Origin of the sequence: Niallia oryzisoli (assembly GCF_036670025.1) — a bacterium.
Taxonomy (GTDB): Bacteria; Bacillota; Bacilli; order Bacillales; family Cytobacillaceae; genus Bacillus_BD; species Bacillus_BD oryzisoli.
In genome coordinates this window covers 2,913,721-2,933,991 of the sequence record NZ_CP137640.1, presented here as the reverse complement: position 1 = coordinate 2,933,991, position 20,271 = coordinate 2,913,721, and the positions used below count along the sequence as shown (strand labels likewise).

Here is a 20,271-nt window from a genome sequence, read left to right as displayed (position 1 = left end):
TTTTTTATTCCATAATTATTAACATCCAATTTGCTTGGCAATGACCATACGTTGAACTTCAGATGTTCCTTCACCAATTTCCAACAGCTTCGCATCACGGAAGAATCGCTCAACCTGATATTCCTTCATATATCCATATCCGCCATGAATTTGAACAGCTTGATCACATATACGCATGCAGATTTCAGAAGCAAATAATTTCGCATACGCCGCTTCCTTTTTAAACGCTCTGCCTTGATCCTTTAACCAAGCTGCTTTGTAAACCATATTCCGAGCTAATTCAATATTCATGGCCATGTCAGCTAATTTAAATTGAATCGCCTGGAAGTTGGATAAGCTCTTTCCAAACTGTTTTCTTTCTTTAGCATATTGAAGAGCTTTTTCATATGCTCCTTGTGCAATACCTACTGCCATGGCACCGATTCCAATTCTTCCGCCATCAAGAGTAGCTAAAAATTGCTTGTAACCGTTTCCTTCCGTTCCCAGCAGATTTTCTTTAGGTACTCTTACATTTTCTAGGATCAATTCGGTGGTATTTGACGCATGTAAACCCATTTTTTCGTAGTTGTCAATCACAGTGAATCCAGGAGCATCAGTAGGTACAATAAATGCAGTGATTCCGTGGATTCCTTTTGATCGGTCTGTTACGGCTGTCACGGCAAGGTGTTTGGCATAGCTTGCATTTGTAATAAAGCATTTTGAGCCGTTAATGACCCACTCCTCTCCATCAAGAACGGCTGTTGTTTGGGTGCCGCTTGCATCAGAGCCTGCATTTGGCTCAGTCAATCCAAATGCTCCAAAAGATTCTCCAGTGCAAATCGGTGTTAAGTATCTCTCCTTTTGCTCGTGGGTACCAAATAGATGAAGAGGTGCCCCTCCTAATGAAATATGCGCAGAATATGTAATGCCTGTTGATCCACAAACGCGGCTTAGTTCTTCAACGACAATGGCAAAGCTGATCGTATCAGCATCACCACCACCATATTGTTCAGGGAAAGGAAGTCCCATGATCCCTAACTCTGATAATTTTGCAAAAATTTCCTTCGGGAATTCCCCCGTTCGATCTCGTTCATCTGCACCAGGAGCAACTTCTTCATCAGAAAAATCCCGAATTAACTTGCGTATCATCTCTTGTTCTTTCGTTAAATCAAAATTCATTTGTCTGCACCATCTTTCCGAATATTCTGACTCATATTGATAAAAATTTTTTGAAACAAACCGATAAATAATCCCTTTTCTTTGTATCAAATGTCAAAATGCATTTAAAATTTCTATAGAATCTCCCCCTTTCAATATATTCTAAATTTTCTTATAATTATAATATAGTTTCTGAGAGTTTTAATCTATGTCCGATTAAATGAATATTCAGATAAATTTTTGTGTCTTTTACACAAAAACGAAAAAAATAGGTTAAATGTAAAATGAATAGATTGCTTAGAGAAAGGATGTTAGTAGATGCAAGATACATTAACTCGCCGGCAATTAGAGTCCTTAATCCATGTGTCTAACGTTATCAATTCCAAATTAGATATTGATACCATATTTGATTCAATTATGAATGAAACCATATCTGTCGTTGAAGCTGCTGGAGGTGGATCTATATGGGTTTTTGACAAAAACCAGAATCGACTAATCGCAAAGTCAGCTCAAGGAATATTTTATCCACATATATTTCGGCAAATTAAACTAGTTAGCGGTGAATCCATGACAGGGATGGCCTTTGCAGCAAAAACTTCTCTCTTTTTTCGTGATGAGAAAGAAGTGAAACAGGCACTTTCTACATTAACACCATATAATAGAGATTTATTGGAACGCTCTATTCCTAGTAATTTTCATTTTACATCTGTTATTTCTTCTCCTATTTTAAAAAATGGAATATGTATAGGCGTGATTACTTTGGACTCCTTTGAACACTCTATGCAGTTTAAGCAAGAAGATATTCACCTATTGGAAGCGATTGGCCACCAGGCGGCTGTTGCCTTGGAAAAATCAATTTTATATTATGAAAAGGAATTAATGGTTCAGAAGCTTTCACATTCAATTGAAATACATAGAAACTTAGCCAATCTTGTTGTAAATGGTGAAGGAATACAATCGATTATGAATCTCATACATAAAACAATTGGACAGCATTTGTTTCTCTTTGATGAGATAGGAGAACTTAGGGCTTCTGCCAGCCATTCCTCATTTTCTGTGGAAATGACCGAGTATATGAAAGCGTATGCAAAACAAATTATCCTTACTCTGGAAAGCTCTCATACCGTTTCTGAAATCCCATTAGATGATGAAATTTATCAATTAGTTGCATTACCGCTTGGATCCAAGCAAAAATCACTGGGCGGGCTCATTATCCTGTCTAAACAAAACATGAGTGAATTGGATATAGCTGCTCTTGAACATGCTTGTACGGTCATTTCACTTGAATTGGTAAAAGAGGAAGCCGTTTTTGAAACACAGCAGCGTTTAAGAGGAGAATTTGTGACGAAGCTTTTTTCAGGACAAATGGATGAAGTGCTCATTCAGAAAGCAAAACATTTACATTTTGAGCCTAACTGGAACTATGTTTCTATTATTATTCATTTGAAAGATTTAAACGAGCAAAAGGTTATTGGTGATCCCATAATCAGAAATTTACTCCACATGACAAATATGATCCTACATGGAAGAAACTATCAGGTAACAGCAGTAAGGGATGAAAATCAAATGATTGCTCTCCTCTCGTTCCCTTCAAGACTTTCTTCTTCTAATAGGGTTGTTGAAATAAAAGAATTGGCAAAAAAGTTACAGCAAGAGATTAATAATAAATACAGTGATATAGATGTATCGATTGGTATTGGCAGAATTAAGCAAGGACTCAAGTTTGTTCATGAATCATTTATCGAAGCGACAAAGTGTATACAGTTTCTTAATCAATATCTTTTTGATCACAGAGTCCTTAGTTATTCAGATCTTGGCGTTCAGAGGTTTATTTTACAAAATTCTGAAGAAGAATTGATCGATTTTATTAGAGAAGTATTAGGCCCCCTCATTGAATATGAACAATCTAGAAAAGGCGAATTGTTAAGCACTCTGACTGTTTATTTAGATCAAAACCAAAACATAAAGAAAACGGCCGATTCTTTACACATTCATACAAATACCTTAAATTATCGTTTAAAGCGAATGGAGGAAATTTTATTAACCGACTTGCATGATAGCCAAACATTATTTAATATACAGTTAGCTATCAATATATATCAATCTATAAAAGACAAAGACATGATATAGAAAAATAAAAGTAATATTAATGCCCCTTAATATAAACAGTCTCCAATTATTAGAAATCTTCCGAGCTATTATTTTGAAATTTCAGAAAGGCAATGGTACAATGTATACCGAACACTGATACTATAAAAGGAGAATTCAACAAAGATGGAAAACCTATTTCTAACACTTGGGGTTGCTGTTTCATCTGGAGCACTCGTCGCATTACTGAAAATTATCCTAATTGATATCATCCTGTCGGGTGATAATGCCGTCGTCATCGCCATGGCCACAAGAAATCTGCCAAAAGAATTACAAAATAAAGCGATTTTCTGGGGAACAGCTGGAGCTGTTATTTTGCGAGTTGCCTTTGCAGCGATTATTGTGTACCTGCTGCAAATTCCATATGTAAACCTTATCGGCGGCGCTCTTCTACTCTTTATTGCGTACAAGGTTTTGGTTGAAGGTGAAGAGGATGCAAATATTAAATCACATAATAGTCTATTAAAAGCTATTCAAACGATTATTATTGCAGATGCAGTTATGAGTTTGGATAATGTAGTCGCTGTTGCTGGGGCAGCACATGGTCATATCGGGATGATTGCACTTGGGGTCATCATTAGTATTCCGATTATGATTTTTGGTTCAAAATTCATTGTGAAGGCGATGGAAAGATTTGCATGGATTGCTTATGTGGGTGCTGGGATTCTTTCTTGGACTGCAGGAGAGATGATTTTAAAGGATAAAAATTTAAACAGTTTGGTAGATATTCCACATGGCGCGATTGCCTATGTCATTCTAGCTGCGATAACAGCCATAGTACTTGCAGCTGGTTATTTTAAAAATCAAAGCATTGCCAAACAAGTTGAAGGAAAACAAACAGCATAATAGACGGGGAAAGAGTAAAATATCACTCTTTCCCTTTTTGTATCCCTTAATCCATTATTCATATACTTCCTCGTAAATCTGAAGAATCTCTTCAGCAGATAAAGGATGTGTGGCAGCCAGGGAGTTTTGACCTAATCCTCCGACACGAATGGTTTCATCTGCCATCAACTTCAAATCTTCCTTTTTCACCCCAAGATTTTTCAATGTATCGTAGGTGCCAATTTCTTTAAACCAAGCCACCAAGGCTTCAATCGTAGCCTCACATGCAGCAGCATCATCATCAAGTGTAATGTTAAACACTTGACGGCCTAGTCGGGCAAGACGATGCGGCCGATCCTTTTTGATGATTTGACGAAAATAAGCAGGGGTTAGTATTGCTAATCCGCGTCCATGTGAAATATCATAATGTGCCGACAAGGTATGTTCAATTTGATGAACGGGGAAGCTCCCTCCTCTTCCGGAGTTTGCAATTCCGATCAAAGCGAGCGTACTGGTCCAAAGTAGATGTGCGCGGGCATTATAATCTTCTGGATTATCAATTGCAAGCTTGCCATATTTTACTGCATTCCGCATGAGACCTTCAGTAATTTCATCCTGAACGTTTGCATTCTCATCCCCTGTCATATACCCTTCATACAGATGGGTGAACATATCTACCGCACCGTCTGCAGTATAGCTTGCAGAAACCGTATAGGTTAATTCAGGATCAAGGATAGCCACACGAGGAAACAAGGCTGGGCCGGAAATTCCTGACTTTTCCTTCGTTTCCCAGTTCGTAATAACGGCACCGGAATTGGCTTCAGACCCCGTCGCAGCCAATGTTGGTATAGTAATGATTGGGAGTGCCTCTTTAATGGGCAGCAATTCTTTCCAAAGACCTGTTTTACTTCCGCGAATATATTCATGTATCGGTCTTGCTGAAACGGCCACGGTCGCAATGGCTTTGGCCGCATCCATCGCAGAACCGCCGCCTAAAGCAAGAATGACATCACATTTTTCCTCGCGGGCGATTTGGCCCCCTCGATCCACAGTCTCTGCCCTTGGGTTAGGCTCTACTTGATCAAATACGATAAAATCGACCCCTGCACCTTGTAATGACATAGTAACTTTGTTAAGGGACCCTGTTTTTTTAGTTGAAGAACGTCCGGTCACCAATAATACTTTTTTGCCGTAGTCTTTCACAATTTCCCCAGAACGATTGACCTCGCCTTTTCCAAAAATAATCTTCGTTGGAATGTTTAACGAAAAATTTAACATATCATGTCTCCTCCCTTTCAGATGGGTTTAAGAAGTTCAATAAAATTATCACACTTTATTATGTGCATCTAAACATGGAATACTCTTACTTTAGTTGAAAAAAAAGGGATCAATATGTCTCAGTTTATTTAATAACAATTGAATATGTAAAGCGAAATGCATTTCATCGCGAATAATGGAATGGATAAAAAACAACTCGTCTAAGAATCGGAGGGACAGGCACCGCGACCCACGAAAGAATAGAATTGACGAGTTTTATTTAAACTTAAATTAATGATAATTTTCATCTTGGGTCACGGTGCCTGTCCCCCTGACCCGTTGCCGGTAATTTGACGATAAAGGTAGTTCCTTTGTTTTCTTTACTGGTAACATGAATGTCACCAGCATGGAGATCGATAATTGTTTTGACAATGGATAAGCCAAGACCTGTTCCCTTTATTGTTCTGGAGCGTGATTTGTCTGCTCGATAGAAGCGATCAAATATCCTGTCTGTTTCGGTACTTTTCAGCCCTATTCCGGTGTCTTTAAAGGTAACGTAAACCGTTTGCGCTTTTTGTTCGATTGAGATATCGATCGTCCCATTTGGTTTATTATATTTAATGGCATTGGATAACAGGTTATCCCAAACGGTATTGAGTAATGAGGGATCACCCACTATATCGATATCTGGTATGGAGTAGCTGAGCATAATTTCTTTTTCACTTAAGGCCCACTGGAAATTTCGTACCAATTCCTTGATTTGCTGTCCAAGATTAAATTGCTTTTTCTGCAAAATACTCTCATTCCGGTCCAATGAGGCAAGCAGGAGCAACTGTTTTGTTAAGGTGGACAGTCTTCTAATTTCTCCATTTATGATTGAAACATATTGATTTCTGTCTTCAAGACTGATCGCTTCATTTTCTAATAGATTTGTATAGCCTTTTATATTCGAAAGCGGCGACTGGATATCATGAGAAATATTGGAGATAAACTCCTTTCTGACATCCTCCATTTGTTCCAGCTTCTTCGCCATTCGTAAGAAACTTTTCGAAAGTTCTCCTAACTCATCATGGCGGGTAATGTCCAGCTCGACATTAAAATGACCGTTTGACAATGATTTTGTTGCTTTAGTTAAGGTGGATAATGGTTTTACTAAAAATTTGGTATTAATAATGACCATGATCATGGTCAACGTAATTGAAATAATGATGATCCAGCCAAATAAAAAATGTATCTCGCTGAAGAGAAATTTAATATTCGGTCTAATAAAAAGTGCATACGACGTCCCATTATAATTCAATGGAACACCAATTGAATTCTTTAGTTCATTGGCAAAAAAGCCAGTAACAAATGTGTTATGGGGAAACCGGAGAATTCCATGAAAAATGTTCCCCTGTAATACTTCCTCTTTTACTGAAGTAGAAAGATTTTTCTCTCTGAATGGGTCACCAAAAAATTGATGGTTTCCGTATTTGTCCACGAGATAAATTTGATATCCTACGGCCGCTATATTATTTAAATACTCAGTCAGGCTATTTTCTGTATGCCCTTCAGCATAGGCAGCAATGTACAGCGCTACTTTTGTATTTTTTTCGTCATTTAAAGGCTTTACCTTTTGTTGATAATACATATTCGAGATGATAAAAGCCAACATGAAGCTGACAAACATCATGCCGATTGTGATGACAATAAACTTTGCATACAGTGTTTTCATGTACGTTGGACCTCCAATGAATATCCAACGCCTCTTACTGTTTTGATTTGAAAATCATCAGTCACTTTAGAAAACCGTTCTCGTAATCTTTTGATATGGACATCGACTGTTCGCTCGTCTCCTTGAAACTCGAGACCCCAGATTTGCTCAATCAGGTGTTCTCTGGAAAACACTTGCTTTGGATTGTACATGAGAAAATATAAAAGCTCAAATTCTTTTAAAGGTAATAGAAAGGTTTGATTCCCAATTTGAACTTCATAGCTCATTTTGTTAATCGTTGTATTGCCGATACGTAGAATGGGTTCAGCTGCTGGATAATCATACCGGCGTAACAAAGCTTTTATCCGGAAGCTTAATTCCTTTGGTTCAAATGGCTTAACGAGGTAATCATCCGTACCAGCTTGAAATCCGAGTTCTTTATCTTCAATTTGATTTTTGGCTGTTAAAAGAATCACGGGAATATCGTATTGTTTTCGAATTTCTTTTGTCAGAACATAGCCGTCCATAAAAGGCATCATCACATCCACCACTGCCAGGTCACAAGTTGACTTTTTAAGGACTTCCAAAGCTTCCGACCCGTCCTTTGCTTGGAGTACTTTATAGCCTTGTTCAGTTAAGTAGATAGTTAATAGTTTTAATATGTTGATATCATCGTCCGCGACTAAAATAGTTACCATACATGTTTCTCCCATTAAAATGTGTATTTTGTTTAAAATCAAACGGTACTTTGTGAAATTCTTCCATCATTCATTTTAATGATATGATCTGCAAATACAAGCATCTCTTCATCATGTGTAACCATTAATGTCGTAAGATTGAGCGATTTAGTTAAGTGACGGATTAATGTCATCATATCCTTCGATCGTTTTGAATCTAAACTAGCAGTAGGTTCATCGGCAAAGAGAACCTTTGGTTTATGAATAATGGCACGGGCAATAGCAACTCGCTGCTTCTCCCCGCCGGATAATGAGGAAGGATAGGCCTTTTTCCGGTGATCCATTTCGACTAATTTTAGTATTTTATCGATTTCTTTTTTTTGTTCACGTTTGTTTAGTGTGGTTTCTGATACATCCAGCATATGCATCAGCTGTTCTTCGACGGTGAGAAACGGTACCAAATAGGCAAATTGAAAGACGAAACCAAATTTAGTTGCGCGAATTTTCCTCACTTGTTCTTGATTCATATTGGTTATATTATTCCCTTCGAATATTACTTGTCCACCGGATGAGGATTGCAGCCCGGCAGCTATAGTAAGGAGTGTGCTTTTTCCGGAGCCTGATGGACCGACTAATGCGGTCACCTCGCCTTCCTTAAGAGTGAGATGAACTCCTTTCAGAATCTCTTCCTTTACTTCACCATTTATAAACGTTTTTCTAACTTCATTGATTGTAAATACAGTCATATTATATCTCTCCTTGTTGAATGGCTTGTAATGGCTCGATCTTTTTAATCTGTAATCCTGAAAGTGTGGCACCGATAAACCCAATGATGAGGAAAATGACCGATAGTTGCACAGTTGTTTCAAATGTTAAATGAAAAGGCATTCCTTCCGGTGCGATTCGATTGACAATGTGACTGATACCTGCTGAAACACTAAGTGCAATGACTGTGATAAGTAACATTTGTGTCCACATCATGCTAAACAATGCACTCGTTTTCACCCCGATGGCTTTCAAAATTCCATATAAGCTTAACTTTTGCACGTTCATCATGTAGAAAAAGATGGCAAACAGCATACCGCTAATGACAACTAAAAACCAAATAATCATATTAAGAGATAGTTGTTCTGCTTTATAACTCGAAATGGTATTCAGAAACTCACTCTTAGAAAAACCTTGTAACCCTGCAAATTCCTGCGGCAAATCCACTCCAGGAATGAAAATTAATTGCATCTCATTGACACGGTACATGTTTTGATAGTCCTCGATATTGATATATGCAACCGGTGCATGGCTGTATTTACTGTTGTCAGCAAAACCCTTCACAATAAACTTTCCATTGAACTGATTATTTTTAAGCGTATCTCCAATATTGAACCCTTCGTCTTCCATTGAACGGTCAAGAATGATTTCTCCTTTTTCTACATTTTTAAACAACTTTGATGGGGTAGACGTCACAAATGCTACACTTTTTTGTTTATGATCATTTTCTTCTAAGAATCCCATTTGGATTGAAAAAGCAACAGCATGTTCTTGTTTGTTAAAGATTTTATTCTGCGTACTTCTCTCGATTCTTGAAAGATTATAGGTTTGATCTGCTTCCTTCGTCATATAAAATTGCCCGTTTGGTAGCTCTTTAATTAATGCTGCGTTATCCTGTGATAATCCATTTGCTAAACCAGATATAATAAATGTCAAGAAACTAACGAGAAAAACGATGGAACCTAAAATCAAAAACCTGCCTTTATTTTTCTTCATTTCTTTCCAAGCAATATTCATGTTCATTCCTCCAAATCCTTGTTGATATCCCTAGTTTATAATCGGTATATGAACGGAAAATGAACAGCAAATAACAAATAAAACAAAGGGACTGTCTCAAAAACAAAGGTGTCAGGCACCATAAAAAGACAAATGAAGCTATTTTGTCTTTTTATGGTGCCTGACACCTTATGGCAGATTAGAAGGGGTTAGTTGCTAGTAGACTTGCTTGTTTCACATAGATTCGTTGATGCAATTTTAATTGAGAAACGACAAATTCAGCAATGTCCTCCGGCTGCATATATTTTTCATCATTGTTTTCAGCAATTAGATTCGTTTTAATCGCGAGTTCTGTAGCTACTGTGCTCGGTGTTAAGGCTGTTACGCGGATGTTATTTTTTCGTACTTCTTGTGCCAAAGATTCCGTCAACCCGATGACGCCAAATTTAGACGCACTATAGGCACTTGATGTAGCGGCACCATTTAACCCATTGGTAGAGGAAATATTAACGATATCCCCGCGATTTTTTTCAATTAATTGCGGGAGAACGGTTCGTGTGACATGATAAAGCCCCATTAAATTTACATCAATAATCCTCTTCCATTCTTCTGGATCCATGTCCAATAGTGTGGCAAATTTTCCGATTCCTGCATTATTAATAAGAATGTCAGCTGCGCCCAACTCATCCGTTAATTTTTTTACCGACTGTTCCACATCTGTTAGAGATGAAATATCAACCGCTGCATATGCGGCCTTCACACCTAAACCTTCCGCCCTACTTATGGTTTCTTTTAAGTCGGTCTCTGTTCTAGCCAATAAACCAATGTTTACACCTTCATTTGCTAATGCAAGCGCAATGGCCCTTCCGATCCCTTTTCCTGCCCCTGTTACAAAAGCAGTTTTTCCTTTCAAGGATTGTACCATATTTATCTACTCCTTCCACATAATCTTTCTTATTGTGGAAGAATTCCTCGTACATTATGCCCTATTTTAGAAAAACTGGGTCGCGGTGCCTGTCCCCTTGACCCACTCTGTTTTACTATTGGTTAATCAACGTCTTTTAATCGAACCATACATTTTACATCTTCAGGGGTATAGTAATATTCGATACAATATCCATTTGGATCAATGTCAGTGTATGATATGAGTTCACTAAATGCCTTTCCAATCGACTGCGAATCTTTCATAAATTTCAATATGGTGATACATCTATATTTACCTTTGTTAATGGTAAGTGTTTCACATTGCATTTTTTCCGTTTGATCCCTTTCTAAGGCTTCTACAGCTGCTTTGTAGACAATACCGCCATCATTTTCTGGTCGAGATATGCCAAAGTATTTTCTTTCTTTAGAATGTGGAATGATAGCATGAAGCTTTTCATGAGCATCTAAAATACCTTCTGGAAAGGATTTTGCGTTGATATAATACACATTTATGTCTTTTTCAATTTCAACTGTTTCCATTCTTAAATCAAACCTTTCACTAAAATTTATTCTTTAATGGTATCCCCTCGACCCATGATTAATCTATAAAAGTCTGAATTCGACAGGAGGTTCAGCACCCGACCCGTTCAGAAATTAGATTCCATTTTCTACTAACCATTTCATAAGGCTTTCTTCTCTTTCCTTGATATTGTCATGCAGCGCATCATATTTTTTCATTTTCTTTTGGGCAACAATTTCACCATCTACCATAAATAATACTTTTTCAGTTCTTGCTGCTACCTTTGCATCATGAGTAACAAGCATGATGGTTGTCCCATTCTTATTAATCTCAGCAAGAATGGTCATAATCTCTTCTGTTGATTTGGAATCCAATGATCCCGTCGGTTCGTCTCCAAATAGGATATCTGGATTATTGATTAATGCTCGGCAAATACCGACTCTCTGTAGCTGTCCACCAGAGGCTTGGGTAATCTGATTATCTGCAATCTTTTGTATTCCTGTCATTTCTAATAGTCTTTTTGCTTTTAGCTGTATCGTATGTTTATCTTCCTTATTTAATACAAGTGCAGGAAACATAACGTTGTCAATTACTGAGAGGTTTTTTAATAGATTAATATCCTGAAAGATAAATCCCATTTGATTCAGGCGAATCTTTGCCAATTCTTCTTCATCCAGAGTGCTTAAAGATTGGCCTTTAAACGTAACCGTTCCTGAAGTCATTCTATCCATCCCGCTCACATTATACAAGAGTGTCGACTTCCCGCTTCCCGATGGTCCCATAACCGATATGAATTCACCTTTTTCTATTACCAAATCAATATCCTTTAAAATCTGTAGCTCAATATTTTTACCTAATTCTACTTTTTTGCCCATCCCGCTTACTTCTATTATATTACTCATATGAATTCCTCCAATGTTAGCCATCACAATTGAGACACCTCGGAAGTCCGTAGAAAATTGCCCTTTTCTGGATTGATTTCGTCAGTTTGGAGACCTTACCACTTTCCCAAATACGTTCCTTTCCCGAACCTTTTCAATTATTCTAGCTTCTTAAAACAACAGATAAGTCATCCTCTTTTGCCCGCTTACTGCATATAGAAATCGTCATTCCAACGATAACAATCAATACTAATGGACATAGAATCCAAGTCTGCCAACCAATAAGAACAAATTCAATTTTAGCTGCACCCATAAAGGACATTACCAAACTGACAAGCAGCTCTCCTAAATAAACAGAAGCCACAGCTCCAAGTAAAATTCCAACAATTAGAACCATTAACGTACCTGCCAAATATTGATGTTCAACTTGTTTTAAAGTTAACCCCAAACCTCTCATGATGGCTAACTGGGACATATCCTTTGATAAAAGCATCCTAATGAATAAGGCAGTAATTAAAACAACGATACATAGTGCAATAAAGATTCCGATTATGACAACTGTACTCATCTGATCTATGAGATGGCCAAGCGTTTGTTGTGTATACTCTTCTATATCATTTACCTGGGCAGAACCGTAGGCTTTCTGGTAGTAGTCCATTTTCTCATTGATATCAACGCCTTGAGCCACATTCATGCTCACAACATACCACAGAACAGCCTCTTCATTTATTCCAAGGCTGGTATCCGCCTTAGCTGTTTTCCCGCCATTTGTAATATCTTGATAAATACCTGTTACCTTCAAAGTTTTTTCTTTCCCAGCAACTCTTACTACTACTTCCTCTCCCACTTTCTTGTTTAAACGGTCCTTTGAGGCATTTGCATAGGAAAGTGAGATTTCCCCCTCACCCTCTGGGGAGTCTCCTTCGAGATAATTTAATGGAAATACAGAAAAGTCTCCGGTTTCAATATTAATGTAGTCCCATGAACCCTCCGCATTTTTAACCTGGTAAGAACTTGTGATGTAAGCTGCATACTTTTCAATATCTGAATCCTTCTGCAGATCTTCCTGCAGCTTTTTAAATTCTTCTGTAATATTATCGGTTCTCCGAAGATCGATTCTCATGTCATATTTTCCTATTCCCATATATGTGGAGAATTCTGGTGAATTCATGGTGTTAAAAATATTTAAAGGGAGTATGATAATAAACGTACATACGGTAAAAATGAATAACAGCAGCCTGTATAATTTGAATCGTACCCATACATCCCTCAGCCCCATGTAAATATTGGTGCTGAAGAATTTGTTCTTTTGCAGCGGGAACCTGTATTTTCTGTTCTTGCCGCGCTCCATGGAATCTCTTCGTAAAGCTTCTACAGCCGAAATCTTATCGATTCTTTTCAGTACTTGCTGGCAGTACGTCACAATTATAAAATAGACAAGTAATGGAGCTATAAGTGATAGGATATATTTTAAGTTTCCAGATAAATCGGAAGAGATGTAAAGTCTCATATTGCCGTTTAATAGATTTACCGCTATAAAGGAAAGAAGATAGCCGATCATACCTGCTGCCAGTGACATGACTCTGTATTTGTTAAGATAGACCTTCTTGATATCCTTCTTGGGTATTCCGATTGCTTTCATCACACCTATTTCACGTAAATCTTCATCAATCGTTGCTAGAAATGTCAATCTGATACAGAGCGAAGCAATCACAATAAGCAGAATGCTAATAAAAATAATGACTACTGCAACGGCCATATCTGACATGGCATTAAACATCGTAAATATCTTACCTTCGATGATAGGACCATTTGCCGGAAGGCCTGCTTCGATGTATGCGGTTTGCACACCTTGAGAATCCCCGTTTTCCTTCAGTTTGAATTCAATCAGATATTCCAGTTCCCCTGCCTGATTTTCAAGCATTTCATCATAATCAAGCTGATTAATAACAAATCGTTTCGAAGAAGTGAGAGATGAGTTCATCTCATAATCTCTGGCATAATCTGAAATAACAAACTCTTTCTGATACCGATCATTTTCTATTGTAATTGTATCACCTAGTTGTAAATCATATTGTTCCATGAAATAGATGGGTACCGCCACTTGCCCCTCTCTTACATCCAACTTTTCATTATCAAGATTTAAGATAAAATCAAATTTCTTATTCTGTACAACAAATGAAATATCCTGTATCGTTCCAGCCATTGTTTCATTATTGTCAACATGAATATGACTTCCGTCAACATTCAGAAGGACCATCGTTTCCTGCATGGCAATATTCTCTTGTTGTTTTTCGATAAATTGATCGATTTCAGCCTGATGATATTCTCCAGAATGCATCTGTGCAATATCAGCTGGGTCTGCATGTTCCTTCAGCTCTGACATCGACTGAACGAGATTGGCAATGTTATTTGTTGCAGTTGCTGCCAAAAGAACAGCCAGGGTAATGAATACAAATACTGTTAACGTGACGATTTTCTTTCTATAAAAATCATTCATTACCATTTTAAAAAACATTTTCTTTCCTCCCTTCTACAATAAGTATTTTGATATTACTTTGTCTCTAACATTTTTACTATTTCAATTGGGGGATACCATAATCCTGTGTAATTTACAATAATTAACTATTTCTTCACATTCCTTCTATATGAAACAAAGAAACAAAGGGACAGGCACCTTGGACCAGTCATGACTGGTTCAAGGTGCCTGTCCCTTTTTCCTTCTTCAAATTAGAAGGGGTTGGTTGCTAGTAGTCTTGCTTATTTTACATAAATTCGAGGATTCAATTTTAATTGAGAGATAACAAATTCGGCAATGTCCTCCTGCAGCATATAATTTTCATTTGAAATGTTTTACATGATGTTTTTGCTTGTATCCTTTTCTTTTTCTGATTTTACATAGCCATTCTCCCAGAAATCCGCATTCTTAATTCCAAACTTAGCTGAATTGAATTCTGGATCTTTCCCTTGCTTAAGCTGCTCTTCGTAATCCTTTAGGGCAATAGATGCTGGTTTAAATAATAATAGGATGGCAATTAAGTTCAGCCAAACCATAATGCCAAGTCCGATGTCCCCCATGGCCCATGCTGTCGTTGCTGTTTTAATAGATCCGTAGAAAATGGAACCGATAAGGATGAGTTTTAATGCAACGAAAGCCATTCCTCTGTATCTTCCACGTACTAGATAGGCCAGGTTTGTCTCAGCAATATAGTAATATGCATAAATCGTTGTGAAGGCAAAGAAGAATAATGCAACTGCTATAAATCCTGGTCCGAATCCCGGGAGGATCGTATCAACGGCTGCCTGAGTATAGCCCGGTCCAGGTTCCACTCCTTGAAGTCCTTCCGTGATTATGTTTCCTGTTTTTTCATTTATGACATTGTATTGATTTGTAAATAAAATCATCATGGCTGTTGATGTAACAACTAAGAATACATCTAAATAAATTGAAAACGCTTGGACAAGTCCCTGCTTTGCTGGATGGGAAACCTCGGCTGCTGCCGCTGGATGAGCACCTGTCCCTTGACCGGCTTCATTCGCATAAAGGCCGCGTTTTACGCCCCACATAACGGCTGAGCCAAGAATGCCACCAAACATTTCTTCAGCTCCAAAAGCGCTTTTAAAAATAAGTCCAAATACTTCAGGTATTTTTTCAAAATTAATCACGACAATGGCAATGGCAATTAATAGATAACCGATTGCCATAAAAGGAACAATGAATTCTGCTACTCTAGCAATACGCTTCACACCGCCAAAAATAGTAAAAGCAATAAGTGCTACAACCACAAGGCCGGTAACGGTATTATCAACACCAAATGCGTTATGAACACCGTCTGCAATGGCATTTGCCTGTATTCCCGGCATTAAAACAGCCATTGCGAGCAGTGTGGCCACTGCAAAAACAACGGCAAACCACTTCCAGCCAAGTCCCTTTTCTATATAGTATGCCGGCCCGCCGCGATAGACTCCATCCTGCTTTTCTTTATAGATTTGCGCAAGAGTTGATTCGACGAAAGCGGAAGCTGCACCGACGAAGGTAATCACCCACATCCAGAAGACGGAGCCGGGTCCTCCATAAGCAATACCTGTAGCCGTTCCAGCGATATTCCCAACCCCGATACGGCCTGATAAAGAGATTGCTAATGCCTGGAACGAAGAAACCCCCGCATCCGAACCTTTACCTGAAGCTAGGAGTTTAACCATTTCTTTGATGTGACGAATCTGTAAGAATCGCGTACGAAAACTAAAGTACAATCCACATAAAACAATGAAAGCAATCAAAACCGGGCTCCACAGCCATCCGTTTAACGTATTAACAAGTTGATCGACCATATTATTCCCCTCCTATTCTATTGTTATATAACAGTTTACAATTATAATTATAAAGTATAATATTATTAGACATCAATAGAATTTTTAGTATAATCAGATTTTTTTAATACTTGTGACAGAGGGGCAGTACCGCAACCCGCGGAAGAAAAGAAAAAACCCGTTAAAAGTTACGGGTTTTAAACATGCTTTATATACTAATCATTTTCAGATCGGGACGCGGTACCTGTCCACTCGCCCCTTGCGCGATTAATTGACAAATGATTTGGCTTTGTGGAGCAGTTGGTCCCATTTTTGGAGGAAATCTTCTGCTGTTAAGGGAGGACTATAGAGATATCCCTGTACCTGTGTACATTGTTTTTTGAGTAATACATTCTTTTGCTGCGGGGTTTCTACACCTTCTGCAATCACATCAAGCTGCAGATGCTGGGCCATCGAGATGATGGTTGAGACAATTGTATCATCCTGCTTATTTTCTGTTAGGTCCTTGATAAACGATTGGTCAATTTTCAGCCGATCAATGGGTAGGTGTTTTAAGTAATTAAGGGAAGAGTACCCTGTCCCAAAATCATCTATAGCAATTTTGCATCCTAATTGTTTGAGGTCCTGGATGGTTTGTGATGCGTGCTCCATATTCATCATCATGCTTTCTGTAAGCTCAAGTTCCAAATCCTCAGGAGGTAATCCTGTATCAAGCAGGATCCCTTTCACCTTAGCAATTAAGTCCTGCGAGTAAAATTGTCGGGAGGATAGGTTTATAGCGATGCCAAGGAATGAAAGACCGTGGTCGTGCCACTCTTTTAATTGTCTGCATGCAGTCTGAAGCACCCATTCGCCGATCGGGATAATAAGCCCGGTGTTTTCGGCAACGGGAATAAATTGGGCTGGTGAAATGGAGCCGTAGGTTGGGTGATGCCAACGAAGCAGCGCCTCCACTCCTTTAATTTGCCCTGTTACAATATCAACCTGCGGCTGATAGACAAGATAAAGCTCGTTTTTTTGCAAAGCATAATGCAAATCATTCTCCAGAACCAAGCGATCTAATGCTTTGCCATCCATTGATGGCTTGTACATTTGAAATGGAACATGCTGTTGCAGTGCTTCCATAAGTGCGATGTTCGCATATTTCAAAAGCTCTTCCCCTTCATTTCCATGATTGGGATACAAAGAACCGCCAATCGTTACTGACACGTTTAGAAGGAGATGTTTTACTTGCATCGGTTCGTTGATTAGCTCTCGAATCTGTTTGCAAAATACGGCCAGCTCTTCTTCTTGATCCAGGCCTGGGTACACAATGACAAATTCATCCCCCGTTAAACGGCCGACAAATACATGGGATGAAAGCTGATCTTTTAGTCTGCTTGCAACCATTTGCAGGATAAAATCACCAAAGGCGTGGCCTAGTGCTTCATTAATTTGCTTAAACCGATCGATATCGAGTATCAAAACGGCCAATGTTTTAGATTTTAGCATGTCCTGTTTCAGTTTTTCTTTGATTAAACGAAGATTTGGTAACTTTGTTAAATCATCATGGTACGCCATGTATTCAATTCTTTCTTTATCCTCTTTCTGTTTTGAAATGTCGCGAAATACCATGATTGATCCTGTGACGCTACCGTTTTCAAATATAGGGCTGGACACATAAGAGACAGGGAACAATCTGCCGTTTTTTCTGATAAACCAATCTTCTCCAATTCTGAACACCTGACCCTTTTCCCGGTTTTTTTTGGTTGGACATTCATCATACGGCATTAAGGTCCCATCTTTCCTGCGATGAAACATATTATGGAGCTTTTGGTTGAGACATTCTTCTTCCTTCCAACCAAGAAGTTGTTCCGCCTCCGGATTCATAAATGTTATTCTGCCTTCGGTGTCCGTAACAATCATCCCTTCCCCCATATAGCTGGTTACCGATTGGAGAAATGCTTCGTTTTGCCGAATCTGCTCCTCTGCCTTCTTTTGGTTTTCTTTCATGATATTGAAATTCATAACCAAATCACCGATTTCATCCTTGCTTGTGGTTTCAATCGCTTTTTCTGTATAGTCGCCACGGGCAATCAACTTCGCCTGATCGGCTACTTGTAGAATGGGTTTCGTTAATTTTTTTGAAAACCATAGAATGACAATTAAACCAAGAAGCAGGGAGATGCCAAGAGTAATTAACAATATGTAAAGTAAACGATTTGCTCCTTTATTAAAATCGGGTAAATAGGCCCCGGCACATACAATCCAATTCCAATATGGATCTTTTTCCGCGTAAGTTATTTTTGGTACATTCACATTAGGGTTAGACGGCAAAGGCCAGGCATAGGTGACAAACCCACCGCCATTGTTGGCAGCCTTCACCACTTCTTGTGTCGAATAGACACCGTCCGATGTCTTTACATTCCATACATTTTGCCCTTCAAAGTTCGGGTGTGCAATTTCATCCCCTTTGGAATTGATAATAAAAATAAAGCTGTGTTTCCCCATGTTCAGGCGCGGATTAATTGGACGTTTCCCGTTCACATCTTTTTTTCCTAAAATCGCCTCTTTGAGCTCTTCCTGTGCCGCAGCCAATGTAACCTTACCTTCTTTAACTTGTTGTTCCAGTGCCCCAATCATTTCAACTGTTAAGCGTACATTAGTTTGCAGACTTTCAGACCCGAGATTATTTAAACTACTTACGGAAGATCGATAGCCAATGATTCCGATTAGTAGACTCGGTATAGAAAGAAATATGAGAGACATGATTATTAGTTTTGTACGTATGGACATTCTAAAGAACTCTCCCCTGATCGTCTAATTGTCATATTAGTACAATGATAACCTACAATAAGAATAGTACAATAGATGCGTGAATAATGTCATAAATAATTCCGATTTTAACCCTATTATTTTTATTATACTAATATACAATAGATGGGTATGATTCACATTATTGAAAAATAAAATAGCCAATTCTTCCATCCTATTTTAAGAAAGAAAGAATTGGCTTTTGTTGATTACTTTTGAGGTGCGTGTTTTAACTCAATTAAGTATAGAGGATTCCCTTCAGGATCACTAAAGTACGCGATTCGGGTGGCTTCTTCATCTATGATTGGCTGAAATTCAACCCCTCTTGATTTTAGCAGTTCAACTGTTGATGCTATATCTTGTACTTCCAATCCGATATGAACGTTTCCTGATTTTCCCTGAGGAGCATCTTGTCCTTCTCGAGGATGGATCAGTCCAATGGATAATCCAGGTGCTTCAAGCTGCACCAAATGCCCTTCTACTTGGAATAGCACCTTTAATTCAAGGGTTTCCACGTAAAATTGTTGTGCTTTTTTTAAATCATCTACTACAATAGTTACACTTCCACTTTTAAACATTCTATATTCCTCCATTTCTCAATCTGAATTAATTATAAAGAATAATGTTGTTTGTTTTCAATTAAAGTAATTGATGATGAAGCTTGAATAAACTTGTATATACAAGTAAAGTAAACTTATGCACTCTCAACCACATTTAAAGGTAGGTAGTTGAATGAAAACAGAAAAAGAAAAAATGATAGCAGGAGAAATGTACAATCCTGCCGATCCAGAATTATTAAACGGCCGAAAAAATGCCAGAAGATTGGTTAGAATCTATAATCAAACGACAGAAGACGAAAGTGACAAACGATTTAAACTATTGACGGAGTTGTTGGGTTCGACCGGCGAATACATATATATGGAACCAAATATTAGGTTTGATTATGGTTATAACACATATGTAGGAGAAAACTTTTATGGAAACTTTGACTGTACGATCTTAGATGTTTGTGAGGTACGAATTGGAGATAATTGTTTGCTTGGACCTAGTGTACAAATTTACACTGCCACACACCCTCTTCATCCTACTGAACGGAACTCTGGAATAGAGTACGCAAAACCCATTACAATTGGAAACAATGTATGGATTGGCGGAAGTGCTGTCATAAACCCAGGAATAACAATCGGGAACAACGTTGTCATCGCATCAGGTGCAGTCGTAACGAAAGATATACCAGACAACGTTGTAGCGGGTGGCAACCCAGCAAAAATTATTAAACAAATTGCGTGTGGGTCGAAGGGACAGGCACCGCGTTCCACCGATGAATAGGAAAAAAACTCGTCA

Annotated in this window: 16 protein-coding genes; 3 read left to right on the top strand and 13 right to left on the bottom strand. The window is 38.3% G+C overall.

All coding sequences use genetic code 11. The features are described 5' to 3' along the window. Nucleotides 1–18: 18 nt before the first annotated feature. Nucleotides 19–1,158, bottom strand: a complete 1,140-nt coding sequence (locus R4Z09_RS14655; RefSeq protein WP_338452996.1) for an acyl-CoA dehydrogenase — start codon at nucleotides 1,156–1,158, stop codon at nucleotides 19–21. 297 nt (nucleotides 1,159–1,455) lie between these two features. On the opposite strand from R4Z09_RS14655, the gene R4Z09_RS14650 reads away from it, so the two are divergent. Next, on the top strand, nucleotides 1,456–3,267 hold the full coding sequence (locus tag R4Z09_RS14650; RefSeq protein ID WP_338452995.1) for a helix-turn-helix domain-containing protein: 1,812 nt from the start codon (nucleotides 1,456–1,458) through the stop codon (nucleotides 3,265–3,267). A gap of 144 nt (nucleotides 3,268–3,411) precedes the next feature. After that, nucleotides 3,412–4,131, top strand: a complete 720-nt coding sequence (locus R4Z09_RS14645; protein ID WP_338452994.1) for a TerC family protein — start codon at nucleotides 3,412–3,414, stop codon at nucleotides 4,129–4,131. 54 nt (nucleotides 4,132–4,185) lie between these two features. On the opposite strand, the gene R4Z09_RS14640 is transcribed toward R4Z09_RS14645, so the two are convergent. The 12 genes from R4Z09_RS14640 to R4Z09_RS14585 form a co-directional block, all read right to left on the bottom strand. Then, complete coding sequence (locus tag R4Z09_RS14640; protein ID WP_338452993.1) at nucleotides 4,186–5,388, bottom strand: iron-containing alcohol dehydrogenase; 1,203 nt, start codon at nucleotides 5,386–5,388, stop codon at nucleotides 4,186–4,188. Between the two features lie 283 nt (nucleotides 5,389–5,671). Further along, a complete protein-coding gene (locus R4Z09_RS14635) occupies nucleotides 5,672–7,081 on the bottom strand; it encodes a HAMP domain-containing sensor histidine kinase (RefSeq protein WP_338452992.1) in 1,410 nt (469 codons plus the stop codon). Beyond that, nucleotides 7,078–7,758, bottom strand: coding sequence for a response regulator transcription factor (locus tag R4Z09_RS14630; protein ID WP_338452991.1), 681 nt, complete (start codon nucleotides 7,756–7,758; stop codon nucleotides 7,078–7,080). The genes R4Z09_RS14635 and R4Z09_RS14630 overlap by 4 nt, the downstream gene beginning before the upstream one ends. 38 nt (nucleotides 7,759–7,796) lie before the next feature. Further along, on the bottom strand, nucleotides 7,797–8,483 hold the full coding sequence (locus tag R4Z09_RS14625; protein ID WP_338452990.1) for an ABC transporter ATP-binding protein: 687 nt from the start codon (nucleotides 8,481–8,483) through the stop codon (nucleotides 7,797–7,799). Between the two features lies 1 nt (nucleotide 8,484). Beyond that, nucleotides 8,485–9,519, bottom strand: coding sequence for an ABC transporter permease (locus R4Z09_RS14620; protein WP_338452989.1), 1,035 nt, complete (start codon nucleotides 9,517–9,519; stop codon nucleotides 8,485–8,487). A gap of 178 nt (nucleotides 9,520–9,697) precedes the next feature. Continuing rightward, on the bottom strand, nucleotides 9,698–10,423 hold the full coding sequence (locus tag R4Z09_RS14615) for a 3-ketoacyl-ACP reductase (RefSeq protein WP_338452988.1): 726 nt from the start codon (nucleotides 10,421–10,423) through the stop codon (nucleotides 9,698–9,700). 122 nt (nucleotides 10,424–10,545) lie between these two features. Continuing rightward, nucleotides 10,546–10,962, bottom strand: coding sequence for a transcriptional regulator (locus R4Z09_RS14610; RefSeq protein WP_338452987.1), 417 nt, complete (start codon nucleotides 10,960–10,962; stop codon nucleotides 10,546–10,548). Nucleotides 10,963–11,076: 114 nt separating this feature from the next. Continuing rightward, entirely contained in the window at nucleotides 11,077–11,844 is a 768-nt protein-coding gene (locus R4Z09_RS14605; RefSeq protein ID WP_338452986.1) for an ABC transporter ATP-binding protein, read from the bottom strand. A gap of 142 nt (nucleotides 11,845–11,986) precedes the next feature. Continuing rightward, nucleotides 11,987–14,341, bottom strand: coding sequence for an ABC transporter permease (locus tag R4Z09_RS14600; protein ID WP_338452985.1), 2,355 nt, complete (start codon nucleotides 14,339–14,341; stop codon nucleotides 11,987–11,989). Nucleotides 14,342–14,676: 335 nt separating this feature from the next. Then, on the bottom strand, nucleotides 14,677–16,155 hold the full coding sequence (locus tag R4Z09_RS14595) for an alanine/glycine:cation symporter family protein (protein ID WP_338452984.1): 1,479 nt from the start codon (nucleotides 16,153–16,155) through the stop codon (nucleotides 14,677–14,679). A gap of 246 nt (nucleotides 16,156–16,401) precedes the next feature. Further along, nucleotides 16,402–18,909, bottom strand: coding sequence for an EAL domain-containing protein (locus R4Z09_RS14590; protein WP_338452983.1), 2,508 nt, complete (start codon nucleotides 18,907–18,909; stop codon nucleotides 16,402–16,404). Between the two features lie 227 nt (nucleotides 18,910–19,136). Continuing rightward, nucleotides 19,137–19,505, bottom strand: coding sequence for a VOC family protein (locus R4Z09_RS14585; RefSeq protein ID WP_338452982.1), 369 nt, complete (start codon nucleotides 19,503–19,505; stop codon nucleotides 19,137–19,139). Between the two features lie 154 nt (nucleotides 19,506–19,659). Here R4Z09_RS14585 and R4Z09_RS14580 point away from each other — a divergent pair, with 154 nt between their 5' ends. Further along, nucleotides 19,660–20,256: a sugar O-acetyltransferase gene (locus tag R4Z09_RS14580; protein WP_338452981.1), complete on the top strand. Its 597-nt coding sequence runs from the start codon at nucleotides 19,660–19,662 to the stop codon at nucleotides 20,254–20,256. Nucleotides 20,257–20,271: the final 15 nt, after the last annotated feature.

What these genes read in the sequence shown, in the direction of transcription:
- R4Z09_RS14655 (WP_338452996.1), bottom strand. Translation starts at nt 1,158, where the DNA reads ATGAATTTTGATTTAACGAAAGAACAAGAGATGATACGCAAGTTAATT.
- R4Z09_RS14650 (WP_338452995.1), top strand. Translation starts at nt 1,456, where the DNA reads ATGCAAGATACATTAACTCGCCGGCAATTAGAGTCCTTAATCCATGTG.
- R4Z09_RS14645 (WP_338452994.1), top strand. Translation starts at nt 3,412, where the DNA reads ATGGAAAACCTATTTCTAACACTTGGGGTTGCTGTTTCATCTGGAGCA.
- R4Z09_RS14640 (WP_338452993.1), bottom strand. Translation starts at nt 5,388, where the DNA reads ATGTTAAATTTTTCGTTAAACATTCCAACGAAGATTATTTTTGGAAAA.
- R4Z09_RS14635 (WP_338452992.1), bottom strand. Translation starts at nt 7,081, where the DNA reads ATGAAAACACTGTATGCAAAGTTTATTGTCATCACAATCGGCATGATG.
- R4Z09_RS14630 (WP_338452991.1), bottom strand. Translation starts at nt 7,758, where the DNA reads ATGGTAACTATTTTAGTCGCGGACGATGATATCAACATATTAAAACTA.
- R4Z09_RS14625 (WP_338452990.1), bottom strand. Translation starts at nt 8,483, where the DNA reads ATGACTGTATTTACAATCAATGAAGTTAGAAAAACGTTTATAAATGGT.
- R4Z09_RS14620 (WP_338452989.1), bottom strand. Translation starts at nt 9,519, where the DNA reads ATGAATATTGCTTGGAAAGAAATGAAGAAAAATAAAGGCAGGTTTTTG.
- R4Z09_RS14615 (WP_338452988.1), bottom strand. Translation starts at nt 10,423, where the DNA reads ATGGTACAATCCTTGAAAGGAAAAACTGCTTTTGTAACAGGGGCAGGA.
- R4Z09_RS14610 (WP_338452987.1), bottom strand. Translation starts at nt 10,962, where the DNA reads ATGGAAACAGTTGAAATTGAAAAAGACATAAATGTGTATTATATCAAC.
- R4Z09_RS14605 (WP_338452986.1), bottom strand. Translation starts at nt 11,844, where the DNA reads ATGAGTAATATAATAGAAGTAAGCGGGATGGGCAAAAAAGTAGAATTA.
- R4Z09_RS14600 (WP_338452985.1), bottom strand. Translation starts at nt 14,341, where the DNA reads ATGTTTTTTAAAATGGTAATGAATGATTTTTATAGAAAGAAAATCGTC.
- R4Z09_RS14595 (WP_338452984.1), bottom strand. Translation starts at nt 16,155, where the DNA reads ATGGTCGATCAACTTGTTAATACGTTAAACGGATGGCTGTGGAGCCCG.
- R4Z09_RS14590 (WP_338452983.1), bottom strand. Translation starts at nt 18,909, where the DNA reads ATGTCCATACGTACAAAACTAATAATCATGTCTCTCATATTTCTTTCT.
- R4Z09_RS14585 (WP_338452982.1), bottom strand. Translation starts at nt 19,505, where the DNA reads ATGTTTAAAAGTGGAAGTGTAACTATTGTAGTAGATGATTTAAAAAAA.
- R4Z09_RS14580 (WP_338452981.1), top strand. Translation starts at nt 19,660, where the DNA reads ATGAAAACAGAAAAAGAAAAAATGATAGCAGGAGAAATGTACAATCCT.